The 18,056-nt window shown below is 73.4% G+C and carries 15 protein-coding genes and 1 tRNA gene; 4 read left to right on the top strand and 12 right to left on the bottom strand.

What is annotated here, in order from left to right; all coding sequences use genetic code 11:
- Positions 1 to 15 precede the first annotated feature (15 nt).
- Positions 16 to 444 carry a response regulator gene (locus ACFVSN_RS34410; RefSeq protein WP_380496763.1) on the bottom strand — a complete coding sequence of 143 codons (429 nt, stop codon included), beginning with the start codon at positions 442 to 444 and terminating at the stop codon, positions 16 to 18.
- 159 nt (positions 445 to 603) lie between these two features.
- Here ACFVSN_RS34410 and ACFVSN_RS34405 point away from each other — a divergent pair.
- A tRNA-Arg gene (locus ACFVSN_RS34405) sits at positions 604 to 675 on the top strand.
- 118 nt (positions 676 to 793) lie between these two features.
- On the opposite strand, the gene ACFVSN_RS34400 is transcribed toward ACFVSN_RS34405, so the two are convergent.
- The 3 genes from ACFVSN_RS34400 to ACFVSN_RS34390 form a co-directional block, all read right to left on the bottom strand.
- Positions 794 to 1,807: a trypsin-like serine peptidase gene (locus ACFVSN_RS34400; RefSeq protein WP_387957448.1), complete on the bottom strand. Its 1,014-nt coding sequence runs from the start codon at positions 1,805 to 1,807 to the stop codon at positions 794 to 796.
- Between the two features lie 243 nt (positions 1,808 to 2,050).
- Complete coding sequence (locus ACFVSN_RS34395) at positions 2,051 to 3,616, bottom strand: MFS transporter (RefSeq protein WP_380440088.1); 1,566 nt, start codon at positions 3,614 to 3,616, stop codon at positions 2,051 to 2,053.
- 256 nt (positions 3,617 to 3,872) lie between these two features.
- Entirely contained in the window at positions 3,873 to 5,633 is a 1,761-nt protein-coding gene (locus tag ACFVSN_RS34390; protein WP_380440086.1) for a DUF885 domain-containing protein, read from the bottom strand.
- A 194-nt stretch (positions 5,634 to 5,827) separates the two neighbouring features.
- Here ACFVSN_RS34390 and ACFVSN_RS34385 point away from each other — a divergent pair, with 194 nt between their 5' ends.
- Positions 5,828 to 6,586 carry a TetR/AcrR family transcriptional regulator gene (locus tag ACFVSN_RS34385; protein WP_380440185.1) on the top strand — a complete coding sequence of 253 codons (759 nt, stop codon included), beginning with the start codon at positions 5,828 to 5,830 and terminating at the stop codon, positions 6,584 to 6,586.
- 75 nt (positions 6,587 to 6,661) lie between these two features.
- Here ACFVSN_RS34385 and ACFVSN_RS34380 read toward each other — a convergent pair whose 3' ends face one another.
- The 8 genes from ACFVSN_RS34380 to ACFVSN_RS34345 all read right to left on the bottom strand — a co-directional run bounded on the left by ACFVSN_RS34380 (position 6,662) and on the right by ACFVSN_RS34345 (position 14,511).
- On the bottom strand, positions 6,662 to 7,513 hold the full coding sequence (locus ACFVSN_RS34380) for a fumarylacetoacetate hydrolase family protein (RefSeq protein WP_380500574.1): 852 nt from the start codon (positions 7,511 to 7,513) through the stop codon (positions 6,662 to 6,664).
- Positions 7,514 to 7,709: 196 nt separating this feature from the next.
- Positions 7,710 to 8,957, bottom strand: a complete 1,248-nt coding sequence (locus tag ACFVSN_RS34375; protein WP_380440082.1) for a serine/threonine-protein kinase — start codon at positions 8,955 to 8,957, stop codon at positions 7,710 to 7,712.
- A gap of 75 nt (positions 8,958 to 9,032) precedes the next feature.
- Complete coding sequence (locus tag ACFVSN_RS34370) at positions 9,033 to 10,016, bottom strand: ABC transporter substrate-binding protein (RefSeq protein WP_380496757.1); 984 nt, start codon at positions 10,014 to 10,016, stop codon at positions 9,033 to 9,035.
- A 46-nt stretch (positions 10,017 to 10,062) separates the two neighbouring features.
- Entirely contained in the window at positions 10,063 to 10,815 is a 753-nt protein-coding gene (locus ACFVSN_RS34365; protein WP_387957511.1) for an amino acid ABC transporter ATP-binding protein, read from the bottom strand.
- 29 nt (positions 10,816 to 10,844) lie between these two features.
- The gene (locus ACFVSN_RS34360) at positions 10,845 to 11,831 is read right to left on the bottom strand and encodes an amino acid ABC transporter permease (RefSeq protein ID WP_380500572.1); all 987 of its coding nucleotides are present in this window, start codon (positions 11,829 to 11,831) and stop codon (positions 10,845 to 10,847) included.
- Positions 11,832 to 11,880: 49 nt separating this feature from the next.
- Entirely contained in the window at positions 11,881 to 12,828 is a 948-nt protein-coding gene (locus tag ACFVSN_RS34355) for an ABC transporter substrate-binding protein (protein ID WP_387957444.1), read from the bottom strand.
- Between the two features lie 25 nt (positions 12,829 to 12,853).
- Entirely contained in the window at positions 12,854 to 13,354 is a 501-nt protein-coding gene (locus tag ACFVSN_RS34350; protein ID WP_387957442.1) for a GNAT family N-acetyltransferase, read from the bottom strand.
- On the bottom strand, positions 13,351 to 14,511 hold the full coding sequence (locus ACFVSN_RS34345) for an LLM class flavin-dependent oxidoreductase (protein WP_380440072.1): 1,161 nt from the start codon (positions 14,509 to 14,511) through the stop codon (positions 13,351 to 13,353). The genes ACFVSN_RS34350 and ACFVSN_RS34345 overlap by 4 nt, the downstream gene beginning before the upstream one ends.
- A gap of 504 nt (positions 14,512 to 15,015) precedes the next feature.
- On the opposite strand from ACFVSN_RS34345, the gene ACFVSN_RS34340 reads away from it, so the two are divergent.
- Positions 15,016 to 15,975, top strand: a complete 960-nt coding sequence (locus ACFVSN_RS34340) for an amino acid ABC transporter permease (RefSeq protein WP_387957440.1) — start codon at positions 15,016 to 15,018, stop codon at positions 15,973 to 15,975.
- Positions 15,972 to 17,885, top strand: a complete 1,914-nt coding sequence (locus ACFVSN_RS34335) for an FAD/NAD(P)-binding protein (protein WP_387957438.1) — start codon at positions 15,972 to 15,974, stop codon at positions 17,883 to 17,885. Before ACFVSN_RS34340 ends, ACFVSN_RS34335 begins: the two co-directional genes overlap by 4 nt.
- The last annotated feature ends 171 nt before the right edge of the window (positions 17,886 to 18,056 follow it).

The following is an 18,056-nucleotide window of genomic DNA, read 5'->3' as shown; positions in this document are numbered from 1 at the left end:
GCCCCGGCGGCGGTGTCAGCCTCGATCGGTGCGCTCTGTTCGCTCAGGGCGAAACCCGCCGGGCCGCCCGCCCAGGGTCATCAGGCGGCGCACCAGTGCCACCAGGTCCGCCGGGTCGAAGGGCTTGCCGAGGTAGCCGTCCACCCCCACCGCCTCCCCCAGATCCAGGTCCGCCGGGGTGCAGGCGCTCACGATCGCGATCGGCAGCCCGCTGGTGCCGGGCGCCGCGCGCAGCCGGGCCGCCGTCCGCAGGCCGTCCAGACGCGGCATCACCACGTCCAGCGTCACCACGTCCGGCCGCACCCGGCGGACCACCTCCAGGCACTCGGCACCGTCGGCGGCGGTCACCACCTCGAAACCCTCGAGTTCGAGGTTGACCCTGATCAGCTGGCGGATCACCTCGCTGTCGTCCACCACGAGGACCCGCCCGGACTCTCCCGACACCTCACCGAGGGTATCGGCGGGGCCGCCGCCCCGTCCGGCCTTTCCCGACTTCCGCCCGGCGGGCGCCCGGCCGGCCCGGTGCGAAACCCGTGCACGGACCACGGCCGGAGCCTGGTAGTGTTCTCCACGTCGGAGCGCAGGCCCCGACGGCAAGAGCAGGCCCCCGTAGCTCAGGGGATAGAGCACCGCCCTCCGGAGGCGGGTGCGTAGGTTCGAATCCTACCGGGGGCACTTGCAACCGAGGCCCAGATCAGTGGAGTTGTTCCACGGATCTGGGCCTTCGTCGTTTTCCGGACCACGCCGGCGGAGACGCCGCCCGGCCGCGGGGTGGGCGGCCGGGCGGCAGGCTTCAGGAGGCGGAGGCGGCGGCCTCGGCCTGGGAGTAGAGCGTCGCGATCGTGTGGTCGAAGTAGGCGCTGTAGGACACGTCGTCGGTGTCCCCGCCCTGCTGGTAGCCGCCGATGGCGCCGACGACGTCCCCGGTCGCGGTGTCGATCCACGGGCCGCCGCTGGTGCCGGCCGGGTAGCTCGGGCAGTCGATGACGCGCTGGTAGGTGCTCTGCTTGTCGCTGGCGTTGGTGCACAGGCTCGGGGACTCGGAGTCGGCCGGGTAGCCGTAGAGGCGGACGGTCGCGCCGAACGACTCGTCGGTGCCCAGGCGGTTGGCGCCGACCACGTCCTCGACCTTGCGGCCGTTGCTGGGGGCCGTCTCCAGGATCGCGAAGTCCTCGTCCACGTCGCCCTTCTGGGACCAGTCGGTGGTGGTGTGGATCGCGGTCACCTGCCACGTGCCGTACGGGGCCGTGCCGTTGCGGTAGCCCGGCACGAACACCACGCCGTCGGTGCTGGTGAGGCAGTGCGCGGCGGTGAGCAGGAGGTTGCCGGTGGCGCTGTGCACCACGCTGGCGGTGCAGAAGTGGTTGCCGGCCGCGACGGAGCCGCTGAACAGCGCGCCGACGGTGGACGATTCGGAGGTCGCCGGGGCGGCCGCGGTGGTGCCGAGGTTCACCGTGCGGGTGCCGGGGGCCTTGGTGGCGGTGGCGGTCGGAGTCGGAGTAGGCGTGGGTGTGGGCGTCGGGGTGTCGGCGGTCGGCGTCGGGGTGCTCGACGGCGTGGGCTCGGCGAGCGGTGACGTCGACGCGGGGGCCGCGGGGGTCGTGGGAGCCGCGGTGGCCGAGGGCGACGCGGGTGCCGTCGCCGCCGGGGAAGTGCGGGTGGGACTGCTCGCGGCCGTCGCCTCGGACGGGCTCAGCGAGTGCATGCCGGTCACGACGGCGGCCACCGTGAGCGCCGAGAGCGCGGTGAACAGGGTCGGAGCCAGGAATCTGCGTCGCGGGGTCGTGCGGCGGCTGTGCTGGCCCATGCGAGTCTCTCCTGCCCGGGAGGCGGCGTTGTCCGGTCACTGACTATGACGCCTCCGGCTGGAAAAGTTGTTACCCGAGACTTGAAGCTCCATGAGAAAAGCCGTCACCCGGCGGCAGTTGACTCCGGCCCGTCCGCACCGACGAAGGCTTCCGGGCAGCACGGCGGCGCCTCCCCGGTCCCTGGACGGTGACCAGGGGTCGAGGAGGCGCCGGAGGTTGACTGCGAGACCTTGCGGAAACCTTCAGGTGGCGCGCTGGCGCTCCGCCGGGGCGGTCGCACCCGCCTTGGCACTGGGCTGCCCGTCCACAGCGGCAACGGCCTCGGCGGCGTCGGCGCCACCCGGGACGCCCGTGGCCTCGCCGGGGGCCGGGCGGTGGTCGATCATCAGGAACGCGATCACCGCCGCCAGCAGCAGCACGCCCATCGCCACCCAGGTCGCGATGACGTAGCCGTGCACCGCGCCCTGCGCCTGGACCAGCGGCGTCCGCACGAGCCGGGTGGACAGGTACGTCGCCGTGGCACTGGCCGCGACCGTGTTCAGCAGCGCCGTACCGAACGAACCACCCACCTGCTGGGCCGAGTTGATGGTGGCCGAAGCGGCGCCGGCCTCGTTCGGGGCGACCCCGAGGGTGGCCAGGCTCATCGACGGCATGAACACCAGGCCCATGCCGAAGCCGAGCAGCAGCACCGCCGGGAGCACCATGGCGGCCCACGGACTGTCCACCTTCATCTGGGTCAGCCAGGCCATGCCGGCCGCCGCGAGCAGCAACCCGGGGCCGATCAGCAGCCGGGACGGCACCCGGGTCATCAGCCGGGCCGCGATGCCGGTCGAGCTCAGCACGATCGCGCCCGTCATCGGCAGGAAGGAGACGCCCGTGACCACCGGCGAGAAGTGCTTGATGACCTGCAGGTAGTAGGTCAGGAACAGGAACAGGCCGAACATGCCGACCATCGCCAGCCCCACCGAGAGAGCGCCGCCGCCGCGGTTGCGGTCCGCGACGATGTGCATCGGCAGCAGCGCGTGCGCGGTGCGCCGCTCGACCAGGACGAACGCCGCGATCAGCGCCGCGCCGAGGACCAGCGAGCCGATCACCAGTGCGTCGCCCCAGCTGCGGGTGACGGCCTCGGAGGTGCCGAAGACGATGGCGAGCAGACCGGTGCAGCCGAGCACCGCGCCCGGCAGGTCCAGCCTGACCCGCCGCCCCTTGGCGATGTGGTCGCGATCCAGGACGTAGAAGGCCGCGAAGGCGGTGGCGACGGCGATCGGGGTGTTGACGAACAGGCACCAGCGCCAGTTCAGGTACTCGGTCAGCAGGCCGCCGGCGATGAAGCCGATCGCGGCGCCGCTGCCGGCGATCGCGCCGAAGATCCCGAAGGCCGTACTGCGTTCCTTCGGGTTGGTGAACGTGGTCGAGAGCAGCCCCAGCGCGGACGGGGCGAGCAGGGCGCCGAACGCGCCCTGCAGGGCACGGGCGCCGAAGAGCATGGCCGGACCGGTCGCGCCGCCGCCGACGGCGGAGGCGAGCGCGAAGCCCAGCAGGCCGATGGTGAAGACGCGCTTGCGGCCGAAGAGGTCGCCCAGCCGTCCGCCGAGCAGCAGCAGTCCGCCGAAGGCGAGCGTGTAGGCGGTGATCACCCACTGCCGGTCGGCGTCCGAGATCCCGAGGTCCCGCTGGGCGGAGGGCAGCGCGATGTTCACGATGGTGATGTCGAGGACGATCATGAGCTGGGCGATGGCGATGACCGCCAAAGCCCACCAGCGGCGGCTGTCCGCGGCGTCATGACCGGTGGCGGTTTGCGCAGACACTGGTCGAGCCTTCCGGAGTGCTTACGGAGAGGTCACGCAGTCGCCTTCCAGCCAAACGCGCATGCGGACGAATGGCAAGGAAAAACCTCACCAAATCGACCCATATCAGACCAATGGAATAAGAGGTGCGGGACGAAAGGACCAGGCCGTACGACCGGGGTCCTGCGACCGTCGGCCTACGTCCGCGCCCCGCCGTCCGGACCGTGCGTCCGGGCCCCGGCGGACCGGGGCCCGGACGGCCCGGACGGCCCGGCCGCTACAGCGCCGACAGCTCCTCGACCAGGTCGTCCAGGCCGAGCGAACCCTGCGACAGCGCCGCCATGTGCCAGGCCTTGAGGTCGAACTCCTCGCCGCGCGCCTCGTGCGCCGCCTTCGCCGCCGCGCGGCCGCGCAGCCAGGCGCGCTCGCCCAGCTTGTAGCCGATCGCCTGGCCCGGCATGCCCAGGTAGCGGACCAGCTCGCTGTCCAGGAAGTCCGCGGACAGGCCGCAGTAGCGGCCGAAGAACTCGCGGGCGGCCTCCGGGCTCACCGGCTCGCCCGGCCGGTACGGGGACTCGGCGGGGAAGTCGAAGCCGGCGTGCATGCCGATGTCGACGATGACCCGCAGCGCCCGCATCATCTGCGCGTTGAGGTAGCCCAGGCGGTGGCCCGGGTCGGTCAGGTAGCCGAGCTCGTCCATCAGGCGCTCGGCGTACAGCGCCCAGCCCTCCAGGTTGGCGCTCACGCCGCCGAGGCTGACCTGGTAGGTGGAGAGCCGGTCGGCGACGTAGTTCCACTGCGCGAGCTGCAGGTGGTGGCCGGGGACGCCCTCGTGGTACCAGGTCGACACCAGGTCCCACACCGGGAAGCGCTCGCGGCCGAGCAGCGGCAGCCAGGTCCGTCCGGGGCGGGTGAAGTCCAGCGAGGGGGCGGTGTAGTACGGCGCGGCGGCGCTGCCGGGCGGGGCGATCATCGACTCGACCCGGGTGACCGGCTCGGCCAGGTCGAAGTGGGTGCCCTGGAGGTCGCGGATCGCCTGGTCCATCAGGCCCTGGAGGTACTCACGGGCGGCCTCGGCGCCGGCGAGGCCCTCGCCGTCCGTCTCCAGCCACTTCATCGCCTCCATCGGGCCGGCGCCCGGGCGGACCTTCTCGGCCTCGCTCTCCATCTGGGCGAGCAGGTGGTGGAACTCGCCCCAGGCCCAGGCGTAGGCCTCGTCGAGGTCCAGGTCGGAGCCGGTCCAGAAGCGGACCCAGCGGCCGTAGCGCTCGCGGCCCGCGGTGTCCGGGGTGCCGGCGGCGGCCGGGCCGTAGACGTCGCGCAGCCAGTCGCGCAGTTCGGCCAGCGCGCCCGCGGCGGCGACGGCGTGCGCCGACAGCTCCTCGCGCAGGGCCTCCGGCGCCTGCGCCACGAACTGCCCGAACCAGCCCCCCCGTCGCCCGCCACCGCCCTCGTCCGAGCCGCTTCGCGGCGCCTCTCCCGCCGGCACGTCGCCATCGGCCAGCCACTCGCCGAACTGCCCGACCACGGTGGCGACCTGGCGGGGGCCGGAGAGCAGACCGCGCTCGATGCCGCCCTCCAGCGTCTCCCGGTACTGCGCCAGCGCCACCGGCACCCGGGCCAGGCGGCGGCCGACGACCGCCCACTGCTCCTCGGTCTCGGTGGCCATCAGGGTGAAGACGTCACGCGTGTTGTGCACCGGCGAGCCCAGGTTGCGGACCGCCCGGTAGCCCTCCCCCGCGTCGTGGACGGCGAGTTCGGCGGTCAGCCGCTCGCGCAGCAGCCGGGCGCAGCGGCGCTCGGCCTCGTCCTCGGCGGCGCCGGCCCGCTCGGCCTCGGCCAGCCGGTCCAGGGTGCGGCGGGCGAGGTCGGCGACCGCCTCCGCGCCGGCCGGGGACAGGTCGGGGAGCCGGTCGTCCTCGGGGTTCAGCCCCAGGTAGACCGCGGTCAGCGGGTCGAGCTCGGCGAGGTCGCGGACGTAGCCGTCGGCGATGCGGCGCGGGGTGGGGCCGTCGGAGGTGATCAGTTCTTCAACCATTCGGACATCATTTCGCGGCACGGGCCGAATGCAACCCCCTTGCCCCCCGGTACGGGTGGCCCACGGGAGGGCGGCGACCGGCCGCGCGCCGCGACAACCGTTCGGAAGGCACCCGCAAACAGCCGTTCGAGAACATCGACGCCCGACAGGATCCGATCGTCCCGACGCCCATTACGCTGACGGCCATGAGCGCCATGGATGCCCGCCCCGCCACCGCATCCGGCCCGGCGGACCCCCCGGCCGACCCCGGACCGCGGCCGCGCCGCACCGGCTACCGGCGGCTGCCGGTCCAGCAGCGGCGCGAGCAGCTCATCGCGGTGGCCCTGGAGCTGTTCGCCACCCGGGCGCCCGAGGAGGTCGGCCTGGACGACGTCGCCGAGGCCGCCGGGGCCTCCCGGCCGCTCGTCTACCGCTACTTCGCGGGCGGCAAGCAGCAGCTCTACGAGGCCGCGCTGCGCACCGCCGCCGACGAGCTGACCAGCCGCTTCGCCGTCCCGCTCACCGGCACGCCGTCCGAGCAGCTGTCGGCCGTCCTGGACGGCTACTTCGCGTTCGTCGCCGAGCACGACGCCGGTTACTCGGCGCTGCTGCGCGGCGGTTCGGTGGTGGAGACGGCCCGCACCTCGGCGATCGTCGACGACGTCCGGCGGGCGGCGCTGCGGCGCACGCTGCGGCACCTGGGCGTCCGGGAGGCGGGCCCGCGGCTCACGCTGCTGGTGCGGTCGTGGATCGCGGTGGTCGAGGGGGCCTCGCTCAGCTGGCTGGACGAGGGGCGCGCGCTGCCGGTGGCCGAGCTGCGCGACTGGCTGGTCGACCAGTTCACGGCGATGGCGGCGGCGACGGCGCTGCACGATCCGCAGACGGCGCAGGTGCTGGCCGCGCTGCTCGCGCTGGAGGGGCCGGACGCGCCGCGGGCGGAGCGGCTGCGGGCGGTGCTGGCGGCCGGGCGGTAGGGGCGCGGGCCGCGGTGGAACGGTGGGGCCGAGGTGGCCTCCCGACCCCCGTGCCTGGGGTCGGGCGGCGGGTGCTCAGGCCTTGCCGAGCACCTGGCGCTGGCGGCCGAGGCCGTCGATCTCGATCTCGACGACGTCGCCCGGGGCCAGGAACGCCGCGCCCGGGTGGCCCAGGGTGACGCCCGCCGGGGTGCCGGTGACGATCACGTCGCCGGGCTCCAGGGCCATGAACTGGCTGACGTAGCGGACGAGTTCGAGCACCGGGAAGATCATGTGCGCGGTGCTGCCGTCCTGCCGGAGCTCGCCGTTGACCCAGAGCCGCAGCGGCAGCCGCTGGGGGTCGGCCACCTCGTCGGCGGTGACCAGCCACGGGCCCAGCGGGGTGAACGTCTGCGCCGACTTGCCCTTGGCCCACTGGCCGCCGCGCTCCAGCTGGAAGGCGCGCTCGGTGACGTCGTTGGCGATCGTGTAGCCCGCGATCACCCGCGCCGCCTCGGCGTGGCCGGCCAGGTAGCTCGCCGGGCGCCCGATCACGATGGCCAGCTCGGCCTCGTAGTCGGTCTTGTCGCCGCCGCGCGGCACCAGGACCTCGTCGTAGGGGCCGACCACGGTCGAGCTCGGCTTGAGGAAGATCACCGGCTCGTCCGGGATCGCGGCCCCGGCCTCGGCCGCGTGGTCGCGGTAGTTGAGCCCGATCCCGACCACCTTGCCCGGCCGCGCCACCGGGGCGCCGACGCGCTGCCCGGCGAGGTCGACCTCGGGCAGCAGGCCGGCCGCCACGTCCCGGGCGAGCGCGGCCGCGTCCAGTCCGGCCAGGAAGGACCCGTCTATGTCCCGGGTCCGGCCGGAGAGGTCGTAACCGGTGCCGTCCTGACCCAGCACGACCGGACGCTCGGCGCCCGGGGGTCCGACACGGAGGAGCTTCATCGATCCGTCACCACCATTTCGTCGCAGGTCACCGGGCCGGCCGCACACCGGTCCCGAGTCTGGCAACGAGGTATATCAACGGCGCCGCGGGCGATCCAGACCGTCCCGGTGGGCGAATTCCTATCAATTCCTACAGCCGGGGGAAGGCCCGAATCGGCGTCCCGCACGGTTGACACCCTTCACCCCCGTCGGTGCCTCAGCCGTTCCGCGGGCCGCCGGCGAGCAGGCCGTCGAGGGTCAGGGCCCGGGGCTCGCCCGGGCCCTCGGCGGGGAGCTCGCGCTCCCAGCGGCCGAGGTCGCGCAGCACGTCGGCCCGGGCCTCCGGGGCGGCGGCGAGGGCTGGGACGAGCTCGCGCAGCAGCGCGACGGCGGCGCCCCTGCTGCCGTCGCGGGCGAGGAAGACCGCCAGGTCGTGGCAGGTGCGCAGGGTACGGAGGTCGGCCGGGCCGCAGATCCGGGCGAGGTCGCGGATGATCCCGGGCAGCATCGCCACGGCCTCGCCGGGCGCGCCGCCCGCGCCGAGCCGCCAGGCCTGGTCGGCGCGCCGGCGCAGCTGTTCGGGGCTGGGGCCGGGGTCGCCGTGGCCGGGCGCGCCGGGGCGGACCTCGCGCAGCCGGCGGTGCACCTCGGCGGCGTCGGCGGGCCGGTCGGCGGGGTCCTTGGCGAGGAGCTGGGCGATGAGGTCGCCGAGCGCCGGGTCGGCGGTGCGGACCCTCGCCGGGACCTCCTCCAGGTGCTTGTACATGTATTCGGCGGCCGAGGACGCCTGGAACGGCCGCCGGCCGGTGCACAGCTGGTACAGCATGACGCCCAGCGCGTAGAGGTCGGCCCGGCTGTCCGCGCCGGCACCGGACCAGACCTCGGGGGCCAGGTAGGGCACGGTGCCGACGATGTTGCCGGTGGAGGTGAGCACGGCGCTCTGGGTGAGCAGGCGGGCGATGCCGAAGTCGAGCACCTTGGCCTTGCCGGTGTCCTCCGCGATCATGACGTTCTCGGGCTTGATGTCCCGGTGGACGATGCCCTCGCGGTGCGCGGCGTCCAGCGCCCGGCACACGTGGCGCGCCCAGCGCAGGGCGTCGGCCTGGTCGGGTACGCCGTCCTTGAGGACGTCGGCGAGCGAGCGGCCGCGGACGTACTCCATGACGAGGTAGTGGGTCTCGCCCGACCCCGACCCCGAGCCGCCCCCGGCCGGCACCCGGCCGTAGTCGTGCACCGTCACGATGTGCGGGCCGGCGAGCCCGCCGGCCGTCCGGGCCTCGCGGATGAACCGGCTGACGGCCTCCCGGTCGGTGGCGTGCTCCTCCAGCAGCACCTTCACCGCGACCTTGCGGCCCATCCGCGCGTCGGTGGCCAGCCAGACCGAGCCGAAGCCGCCCCGGCCGAGCAGCGACTCCAGCCGGTAGCGGCCGTCGAGCACGTCCCCCGCCTGCATGTCTCCCCCCAAGTCCATTTCCTCCGCCCGGCGTTCGCCGCCGGGCGGACCACCATAGCGGCGGGGGAAGACGAACGGGTGAACGGATCAGGACGCGGTCTTCGGCAGCCCGGGCGGGTTGATCTCGGAGCTCTGCACGGCCTCGTTGGCGAGGCCCCAGCGCTTGAGCACCTGCGCGTAGGTGCCGTTCCTGATCGTCTCCTCGATCGCCGCGTTGAGCGCCTTGACCAGCCCGTTGTCCTTCCTGGTGGTCGCCGCGATCTTGCCGAGGACGTCGGCGCCGCCGCCCGAGTAGGTGCCGACGACCTCGGTCTCGCCGCTCTGCTTGGCGTGGAAGGACAGGCTGGGGTTGGGGCCGACGTAGGCGTCGATCCGGCCGGAGGAGAGCGCGAGGTAGAACTCGACGCCCTGGAAGTACTTGATGTCGATGGGCTTGAGGCCGTTGCGCACGTCCTCCTCGCTCCAGGCGATCAGCAGCTTCTCCTGGTTGGTGCCGGAGGAGACGCCGACCGTGCGGCCCGCGAGGTCCTTGGCACCCGTCACCTTCAGGCCGCTGCCCTTCTTGGCCTCGAAGCCGAGGATGTCGAGCCGGTAGGTGGCGAAGTCGTACTTCTCCTTGCGGGCCTCGGTGACGGTGATGTTGGACAGGCCGGCGTCGTACTTGCCGGCGTCCAGGCCGACGAAGATGTTCTCCCAGGACACCGGGTTGAACTCGACCTTGAGGCCGAGCACGTTGCCGATGAGCGAGGCGATGTCCGGCTCGACGCCGATGACGGTCTTGTCGTCGTCGGCGTAGAACTCCAGCGGCGGGGTGGTGCCGAGGTTGTCGGCGACGGTCAGCGTGCCGCGTCTGCGGATCTCCTCCGGGACGAGCGCCGCGATGGCGTCCACCTTGGGCGTGGTGACGCGCTTCTGGTCGGCCGTCAGGTTGACCGTCGTGCCGTCCGGCGCGGTGCTGCCCTTGGCCGGGGCGAGCTCCGCCTCGGCGCCCGCGGGGCCGCCGCACGCGGCCAGGCCGAGGAGGGAGACGGCGGCGACTGCGGCGACCAGGGCGCGGCGGGGCAGGGACATGGCGGAACTCCTGTACGGGGAAGGGGATTTCTGAAGGGGTGCGGATTCAGAGGACCTTGGCGAGGAACGCCTTGGTGCGCTCCTGCCGGGGGCGGTCCAGGACCTCGGCCGGCGGGCCCTGCTCGACCACCACGCCGCCGTCCATGAAGACGACGGTGTCGGCGACCTCGCGGGCGAAGCCGATCTCGTGGGTGACGACGATCATCGTGGTGCCGCTGCGGGCGAGGTCCTTGATCACGTCGAGCACCTCGCCGACCAGCTCCGGGTCCAGCGCCGAGGTCGGCTCGTCGAACAGCAGCACCTTGGGCTCCAGGGCCAGCGCCCGGGCGATCGCCACCCGCTGCTGCTGCCCGCCGGAGAGCTGCCGCGGGTAGGCGTCCGCCTTGTCGGCCAGCCCGACCCGCTCCAGCAGCCGCAGCGCGGCCGCCCTGGCCTCGGCCTTCAGCCTGCGCAGCGCGCTGACCGGCGCCTCGACCAGGTTCTCCAGCACGGTGAGGTGCGGGAACAGGTTGAAGCCCTGGAACACGAAGCCGATGTGGGTGCGCTGGCGCAGCACCTCGCGCTCCCTGAGCTCGTGCAGCCGGTCGCCGGAGCGCCGGTAGCCGATCAGCTCGCCGTCGATGGCGACGAAGCCGCGGTCCAGCTTCTCCAGGTGGTTGATCGAGCGCAGGAGCGTGGACTTGCCGGAGCCGGAGGGGCCCAGCACGACGGTCACCGATCCGGCCGGGACGTCCAGGTCGACGCCGCGCAGGACGGCGAGCGGGCCGAAGCTCTTGTGCAGGCCGCGGACCTGCACCATGGGGGCCGCCTCGGTCTTCGTCAGGGTGGTCACGACTGTCCTTCCGGGCTGCGGGCCGCGCCGGGGCCCCGGAGGAACGTCCGGGCGCGCTGGAGCGGGGTGGGCGGCGGGGTGCGCTCGGCGCCGCGGGCGAAGTGGCGCTCGACGTAGTACTGGCCGACGGACAGGACGGTGGTGAGCAGGACGTACCAGACGGTGGCGACCATGAGCAGCGGCACCACCCGGCCGGTCCGCCCGTAGACCACCTGGGCCTGGTAGAAGAGCTCGCCGATGGCCATCACGTAGACCACCGAGGTGCCCTTGAGCAGCGAGATCACCTCGTTGGCGGCGGACGGCAGGATGCCGCGCATCGCCTGCGGCAGGACGATCCGCCAGGCCTGGCGGAGGCGTGGGATGCCGAGCGCGGCGGCGGCCTCGCGCTGGCCGGCGTCGACGGCGATGATGCCGCCGCGGATGATCTCGGCGGCGAACGCGGCCTGGTGCAGCCCGAGGCCGAGCACGGCGGCCCCGAGCGCGCTGAGCACGTTCATCGTCTCGAAGCCGCCGAAGGTCGGGCCGAACGGGATGCCGAGGCCGAACCGCTTGTAGAGGTAGGAGAGGTTGAACCAGAACACCAGCTGGACGATCAGCGGGATCGAGCGGAACGCCCACACGTACGCCCACGCGACGGTCCGCAGGATGCGGCTGTGCGACAGCCGCATCGCGGCCACGACGGCGCCCAGCAGGAAGCCCAGGACGGTGCCGTAGGCGGTGAGTTCGAGGGTGCGGCCGACTGCGCGGACGATCACGTCGGCGGTGAAGTAGAGCCGGAAGGTGCCCCAGTCCCAGCCCGGGTTGGTGGCCAGGCCGTGGACGAACTGGGCGAGGACCACGACCGCGGCCAGCCCGGTGGCCAGCCGCCAGGGGTGCCGGGCCGGGACGGTCCGCAGCCCGGCCAGTTCGTCGAGGTCGACGTGCCCGGGCCCGCGCGCGGTGCCGGCGGGTCTGCGGACGGCGGTGGTGTCGGTGACGGTCATGCGGGGACTCCTCCAACGGGCCCGGGGGCTCTTCCGACGGACCCGGGGGTCATGGGTGTTCGGGCGGGCTGATCAGGGACTCCGGGATCGCCGAGTCGGTGACGCCCCACTTGCGCAGGATCCGCTCGTACGTCCCGTCCTTGATCAGCTGGTTGACGGCCGCCCGGAACGCCGGGGTCAGCCGGGAGCCCTTCTTGAACGCGAAGCCGACGTCCAGCCGGTGGAACTCGCCGAGGAAGCGCGTCCCCGAGGCCTCCTGCGCGGCCTGGTAGCGCAGGCCGTTGATGGTGGACATCACGATGTCGATCCGGCCCTGCTGGAGGCCGGTGAGCACGGCGCCGCTGTCGCTGAACGCCTTGACCTCGTACGGCTTCTTCCCGGCCTCGGCGCACACGTTCTTCTTCGCGTTCAGCGTGGTCTCGAAGGTGGTGCCGGCGCCGGTGCCGATGGTCAGCCCGCACAGTTGGACGAGATCGGTGACGGGCTTGGCGCCCGCGTCGTCCTTGCGCACCGCGAAGCCCTGGCCGTCGTCGATGTAGGTGACGAAGTCGATGGTCTTCAGCCGGGCCGCGGTGACGCCGAAGTTGCCGGTGCCGACGTCGTACTTGCCGCTGTCGAGGGCGGGCAGGATCGTCTCGAACGCGGCCTCCTCGCGCTGCACGGTGAGGCCGAGCACCTTGGCGGCGGCGTCGGTGAGGTCGATGTCGATCCCGGCCGGCTTCTTCGTGGCCTGGTCGGCGTAGAAGGCGCTCGGCGGGTAGCCGAAGGACGTGCCGAACCTCACCGTGCCGGCGGCGCGGACCTCCTCGGGCAGCAGGGCGGCCGCCGCGTCCGACGTGGCGACCCCGGAGACGACGTCCTGGCCCGCCGCGGCGGCCAGTCGGCTCGCACCGGGCGCGCCCGGGATCTTCGGGTCCGCGCCGCACGCGGCCACCGCCAGGACCGGCAGCAGGGCGGTCGTGGCCGCGAGCAGGCGGCGGACGGGAGTGGTTCTCACGGAAGGCCTTTCGTGCGGTCGTGCGCTAGTGGAAGAGGTGCTTCTCGAAGGGCAGCGGGCCGATCGCCACGGGATCGGCGGTGACGTCGAACAGCGGTGTGTAGCCGGCCGCCAGGTAGAGGCCCCTGGCCTCGGGCTGGAGCGGACCGGTCGTGAGGAAGATCCGGCGGTACCCGGCGGCGAGCGCGGCCCGCTCCAGCTCGGCCAGCACCCGGCGGGCCAGGCCGCGGCGGCGGTGCGCCGAGGCCGTCCACATCCGCTTGAGCTCGGCGGTGTGCTCGTCGTAGCGCTTGTAAGCGCCGCCGGCCACCGGCCCGCCGTCCTCCAGCAGGAGGAGCAGCAGGCCGTGCGGCTCGGCGAACGCGTCCGCCGGGTAGCGGGTCATCTCGACCTGCCCCGCGGGGCCGTAGCGGCTGGTGTACTCGTGCGTCAGCTCGCGCAGCAGCGGCTCGACCAGGGGATCGTCGACCGTGACGCGCCGGATCTCCACCGCGCGGGCCGCCACCGCATGGGCGGGCTCGCTCACGCCTGCACCGCGATCAGCTGGTGCCGGTCGCGCTCGGCCTGCTTCGCCCGCGCCGCCGCCTTCGCGGCGTCCCGCTTGGCGACCTCCTCGCGGACCAGCGGGATGACGTACCGGCCGAAGTCGATCGCGTCGTCCAGCAGGTCGTAGCCGCGCGCGGAGAGGATGTCCACGCCGAGGTCGTAGTAGTCGAGCAGGGCCTGGGCGACCGTCTCCGGCGTGCCGACCAGGGCGTTGGAGTTGCCGGCCCCGCCGGTGGCCGCCGCGGTCGGGGTCCACAGCGCGCGGTCGTAGCGCTCGCCGGCCTCGGCGATCTCGACGAGGCGCTGGGAACCGGTGTTCTCCGGAGCATCGGCACCGAGCGGCCGGCCGCGGCGCACCAGCTCCCCGCCGGCCCGGCGGGCCCTGATCGCGTCCACCGTCCGGTGCGCCTTCTCCCAGGCCAGCTCCTCGGTCGGCGCGACGATCGGCCGGAAGGCCACCTGGATCCGCGGCACGTCGGTGCGTCCGGCGGCGCGCGCCGCCTCCTTCACCCGCTCGATCTGCTCGGCGGTGCGGGCCAGCGGCTCGCCCCACAGGCAGTAGACGTCCGCCTCGGCGCCGCCGGCCGCGTAGGCGGCGTCCGAGGAGCCGCCGAAGGAGACGCCGGGGCGCGGCTGCTGGACGGGGAAGACGTCCGAGACGAAGTCGTTGAAGCGGTAGTGCTCGCCCTCGTGGTCGAAGGGCTCGCGGCTCGTCCAGGCCTTCTTGACGATGCCGATGTACTCGCGGGTGCGGTCGTAGCGGCGGTCCTTGGTGAGGAAGTCGCCCTCGCGCTGCTGCTCGTGGTCGTTGCCGCCGGTGATGAAGTGGACGGTGAGCCGGCCGCCGCTGATCTGGTCGAGCGTCGCGAAGGTCTTGGCGGCGAAGGTCGGGTAGGAGACGTTCGGCCGGTGGGCGAGCAGGATCTGCAGCCGGTCGAGCTTCGACGCGAGGAACGCGGCGGCCGCGGCCGGCTCGGGCGACCCGGCCCCGTACGCGAACAGGACGCGGTCCCAGCCGTGGTCCTCGTGGGCGCGGGCCAGCCGCAGGGTGTAGTCGCGGTCGAAGGCGGCGGTGGTGCGGGCGGTGGTCTCCGAACCGTCGCCGGTGGCGGCGATGCCGAGGAACTCGACGGGCATGGCGGAACCTTTCGAATGGGCGGATCCGGGCGTGCCGGAGGCGGCCGCGGCGGGGCGGCCGTGAGCACGGGTACGTGACGGGCGAGGGAACTGCCGGAGCGCAGTGGGTGAGGCCGGGGGGAGCGGCAGCGCACGGCTGTCGGGAAGGCCGTCAGGAAAGCCCTCGGTGAGGGAGGACGGCGGTCCGCTGCCGGGTCAGGCCGGACACGCCGCCGACCACACCCGACCGAAGTCGATGTGGTCGCGGGTGACCAGGAGCTGCTCGGCGTACATGGCCTCAAGTTGACCAGCGGCCCGAGCGGTACGTCAACCGCCCATCATTGCAGCGCTGTTGCAATCTCTCGACGTCCTCCCGCGACTCCTGGTCACCCTTGACAGCCCGCGCGCGCCGCGGCCTACGATCACGGCGGAGCGCAGAGCCGGCCGTGTTGAGGGACGCGGGCCGGCGTGACGGCCGTACGTGACGACACCCGTACCTCCCGCCTCCCGCCAGGAGCCTCCGCCATGGCCACTCCGCCGGACGTCCTCCCCTCCCCCGCACCGACCGCCCGCCCCGCACCGCCCCCGGACCCCGCCGCCGAGGCCCGGATCGTCGCCCGCCGGAGCCCCGGCCAGTGGATCGCCGCCGCGGTCGCCCTGCTGCTGTTCGTCATGGCGGTCGCGTCGGTCGTCCGCAACGACGCCTTCCAGTGGGGCGTCGTCGCCGAGTGGTTCACCGCGCGGTCCGTCCTCGACGGGCTCGGCCTGACCCTCTGGCTCACCGCCGTCACGCTCGGCCTCGGCTTCGTGCTCGGCACCCTGCTCGCCACCATGCGGCTGTCCGCCAACCCGGTGCTGCGCACGCTGAGCTGGGGCTACATCTGGCTCTTCCGCTCCACCCCGCCGCTGGTCCAGCTGCTGTTCTTCTTCAACATCGGCGCGCTCTACCCGACCCTCGGCGTCGGCATCCCGTTCGGCCCGGAGTTCGTCACCGTGAAGACGGTCAACCTGATCGGGCCCACCCTCACCGCCGTCATCGGCCTCACCCTGCTGGAGACCGCGTACGCGGCCGAGGTGATCCGCGGCGGCATCCTGTCCGTCGACCGCGGGCAGCTGGAGGCCGCGGCCGCGCTCGGTCTCGGCCGGTGGCGGGTGCTGCGCCGGATCGTCGTGCCGCAGGCGATGCGGGCGATCGTGCCCACCGCGGGGAACATGCTGATCGGCGCCCTCAAGGGCACCAGCATCGTCAGCGTGCTGGCCGTGTCCGACCTGCTGTACTCGGTCCAGCTGGTCTACCTGCAGTCGTACCAGGTCATCCCGATGCTGATGGTCGCCACCATCTGGTACCTGGTGATCACCACCGTCCTGTCCGTCGGCCAGTACTACGTCGAACGGCACTACGCCAGGGGAGCCACCCGGGACGGGCTGCCGCCCACCCCGCTCCAGCGCGCCCGGGCGGCCCTCCGGCGGGCGGTCGGGGCATGAGCGTTCTCGTCATCGTCGGGGCGGGCCCGCGCGGCACCGGGCTGCTGGAACGGATCGCCGCCAACGCCCCCGAACTCCTGCCCGCCGACCGGCCGTTGCACGTGCACCTGGTCGACCCGCACCCGCCGGGCGCGGGCCGGATCTGGCGGCACGACCAGTCCCCGCTGCTGCGGATGAACTCGATGGCCGAGGACGTCACGATGTTCACCGACGAGCACTCCACCATCGAGGGCCCGGTCCGCCCCGGCCCCTCGCTCGCCGAATGGGCCCGCCGCCGGCACGAGTTCGCGCCCTACCGGGAGGTCGCGGACCCGGCCGTGCGGGCCGAGCTGCGCACCCTCGCCCCCACCGACTTCCCCACCCGCCGGGCCCAGAGCGCCTACCTGGACTGGGTGTTCCGCCGCGCCGTCGCCGACCTGCCGCCGCACGTCACCGTGACCGTCCACCGGGACACCGTCCGGCGGATCGACGGCCCCGCCGACGGCCCGCAGACCGTCCACCTCGGCGACCGCACGCTCACCGCCGACCACGTCGCCCTCACCCTCGGCCACCTCGACTCCACCCCGCACCCCCGCCACGACGCCGACGCCGACTTCGCCGCCCGGCACGGCCGCTTCCACCTCCCGCCCGCCTACACCGCCGACGCCGACCTCACGGGCCTCGCCCCCGGCGAGCACACCGTGCTGCGCGGCCTCGGCCTGGCCGCGGTCGACCTGATCACGCTCCTGACCGAAGGCCGCGGCGGACACTACGAACCCACCTCGGACGGGCTGCGCTACCACCCCTCCGGCCGCGAACCGGTACTCCACCTCGGCTCCCGGCGCGGCGTGCCCTACCACTCCAAGACCGGCTACCGCCTCCAAGGCCCGCCCGCCCCGCTCCCCCGCTACTTCGGCGCGGCCGCCGTCGACGCCGTCCTCGCCACCGGAGGGCCGCTCGAACTGCGCCGCGACGTCTGGCCGTTGATGGCCAAGGAGGTCGGCTTCGGCTACTACCACGAACTGTTCCACGCACACCCCGAACGCACCGCCCTGCCCTGGACCGGGTTCCTCGCCCGCTACGACCGGTACGGCTGGTACACCCCCGAACTCGCCGCCCTCGTCGCCGAAGCCGTCCCCGACCCCGCCGACCGGCTCGACTTCGAACGGCTCGACCGCCCGCTGGCCGGAACAGAACTGAGGTCCGCAGACGAACTCCAGGCCCACCTGCGCGCCTACATCACCGCCGACGCCGACCGCCGCGCCGACCCCGCCCACAGCGCCGACCTCGGCGCGTTCCTCGCCCTGCTCTCGCTGTTCGGCCAGCTCCCCCGGGTGATCGGCTCCGGGCTGCTGACCGCCCGGTCGATCGCGGAGGAGGTCGACGGGTGGTTCTTCGGCTACTTCAACCACCTCGCCTCCGGCCCGCCCGGCTTCCGGCTGCGCCAGCTGCTCGCGCTCTCCGAGGCCGGCGTGGTCCGGTTCCTCGGCGCGGGCATCCGGATCACCCGGAACGAGGCCGACGGCACCTGGCGAGCCTCCGGAACCACCGTCCCCGGCCACACCGTCACCGCGACGGCCCTCATCGAGGCCTACCTCCCGAAGCACACCATCGGCCGCACCGCGGACCCCGTCCTGCAAGACCTGCACCACACCCACCGGGTCGTCGAGGAAGTCCTGACCGACGAGGAGTACACCCACCACTCCGGCCTGATCGCGATCTCCCCACACGACAGCCGCCTCATCGACCCCGCCCTGAACGGCGCCCCACACCCGCGCCGCACCGCCATGGGCCCCCACACCACCCTCCGCGCCGCCTCGGCCTTCGCCCGCCCCCGCACCAACTCCCTGGGCTTCCGCCAGAACGACTCCACCGCCCGAACCCTGCTACAAACCATGGCCACCCACCCGACCCCGGCACTGGCCATCTGAAGCCCCCCCACCGCGCCGCACCAACGCACCCCCTCAACCACCCCCCTTCCCCCTCCCCCCACAGGCGAGAGGGTGCGCTGCGGGAGGGGGTGGCGGAGGGGGTGGCCGCGGAGAGGGGCGTGACGGGTGATTTTCAGACTGCCAACGGTGAGAACACCCCACCCACAGAGT

Origin of the sequence: Kitasatospora sp. NPDC057904, from assembly GCF_042887925.1 — a bacterium.
In the GTDB taxonomy this organism is placed as follows: domain Bacteria; phylum Actinomycetota; class Actinomycetes; order Streptomycetales; family Streptomycetaceae; genus Kitasatospora.
This window is presented reverse-complemented; position numbering and strand designations above follow the sequence as displayed.

What these genes read in the sequence shown, in the direction of transcription:
- ACFVSN_RS34385 (WP_380440185.1), top strand. Translation starts at nt 5,828, where the DNA reads ATGGATGCCCGCCCCGCCACCGCATCCGGCCCGGCGGACCCCCCGGCC.
- ACFVSN_RS34365 (WP_387957511.1), bottom strand. Translation starts at nt 10,815, where the DNA reads ATGGTGCAGGTCCGCGGCCTGCACAAGAGCTTCGGCCCGCTCGCCGTC.
- ACFVSN_RS34380 (WP_380500574.1), bottom strand. Translation starts at nt 7,513, where the DNA reads ATGAAGCTCCTCCGTGTCGGACCCCCGGGCGCCGAGCGTCCGGTCGTG.
- ACFVSN_RS34390 (WP_380440086.1), bottom strand. Translation starts at nt 5,633, where the DNA reads ATGGTTGAAGAACTGATCACCTCCGACGGCCCCACCCCGCGCCGCATC.
- ACFVSN_RS34360 (WP_380500572.1), bottom strand. Translation starts at nt 11,831, where the DNA reads ATGACCGTCACCGACACCACCGCCGTCCGCAGACCCGCCGGCACCGCG.
- ACFVSN_RS34345 (WP_380440072.1), bottom strand. Translation starts at nt 14,511, where the DNA reads ATGCCCGTCGAGTTCCTCGGCATCGCCGCCACCGGCGACGGTTCGGAG.
- ACFVSN_RS34370 (WP_380496757.1), bottom strand. Translation starts at nt 10,016, where the DNA reads ATGTCCCTGCCCCGCCGCGCCCTGGTCGCCGCAGTCGCCGCCGTCTCC.
- ACFVSN_RS34335 (WP_387957438.1), top strand. Translation starts at nt 15,972, where the DNA reads ATGAGCGTTCTCGTCATCGTCGGGGCGGGCCCGCGCGGCACCGGGCTG.
- ACFVSN_RS34340 (WP_387957440.1), top strand. Translation starts at nt 15,016, where the DNA reads ATGGCCACTCCGCCGGACGTCCTCCCCTCCCCCGCACCGACCGCCCGC.
- ACFVSN_RS34400 (WP_387957448.1), bottom strand. Translation starts at nt 1,807, where the DNA reads ATGGGCCAGCACAGCCGCCGCACGACCCCGCGACGCAGATTCCTGGCT.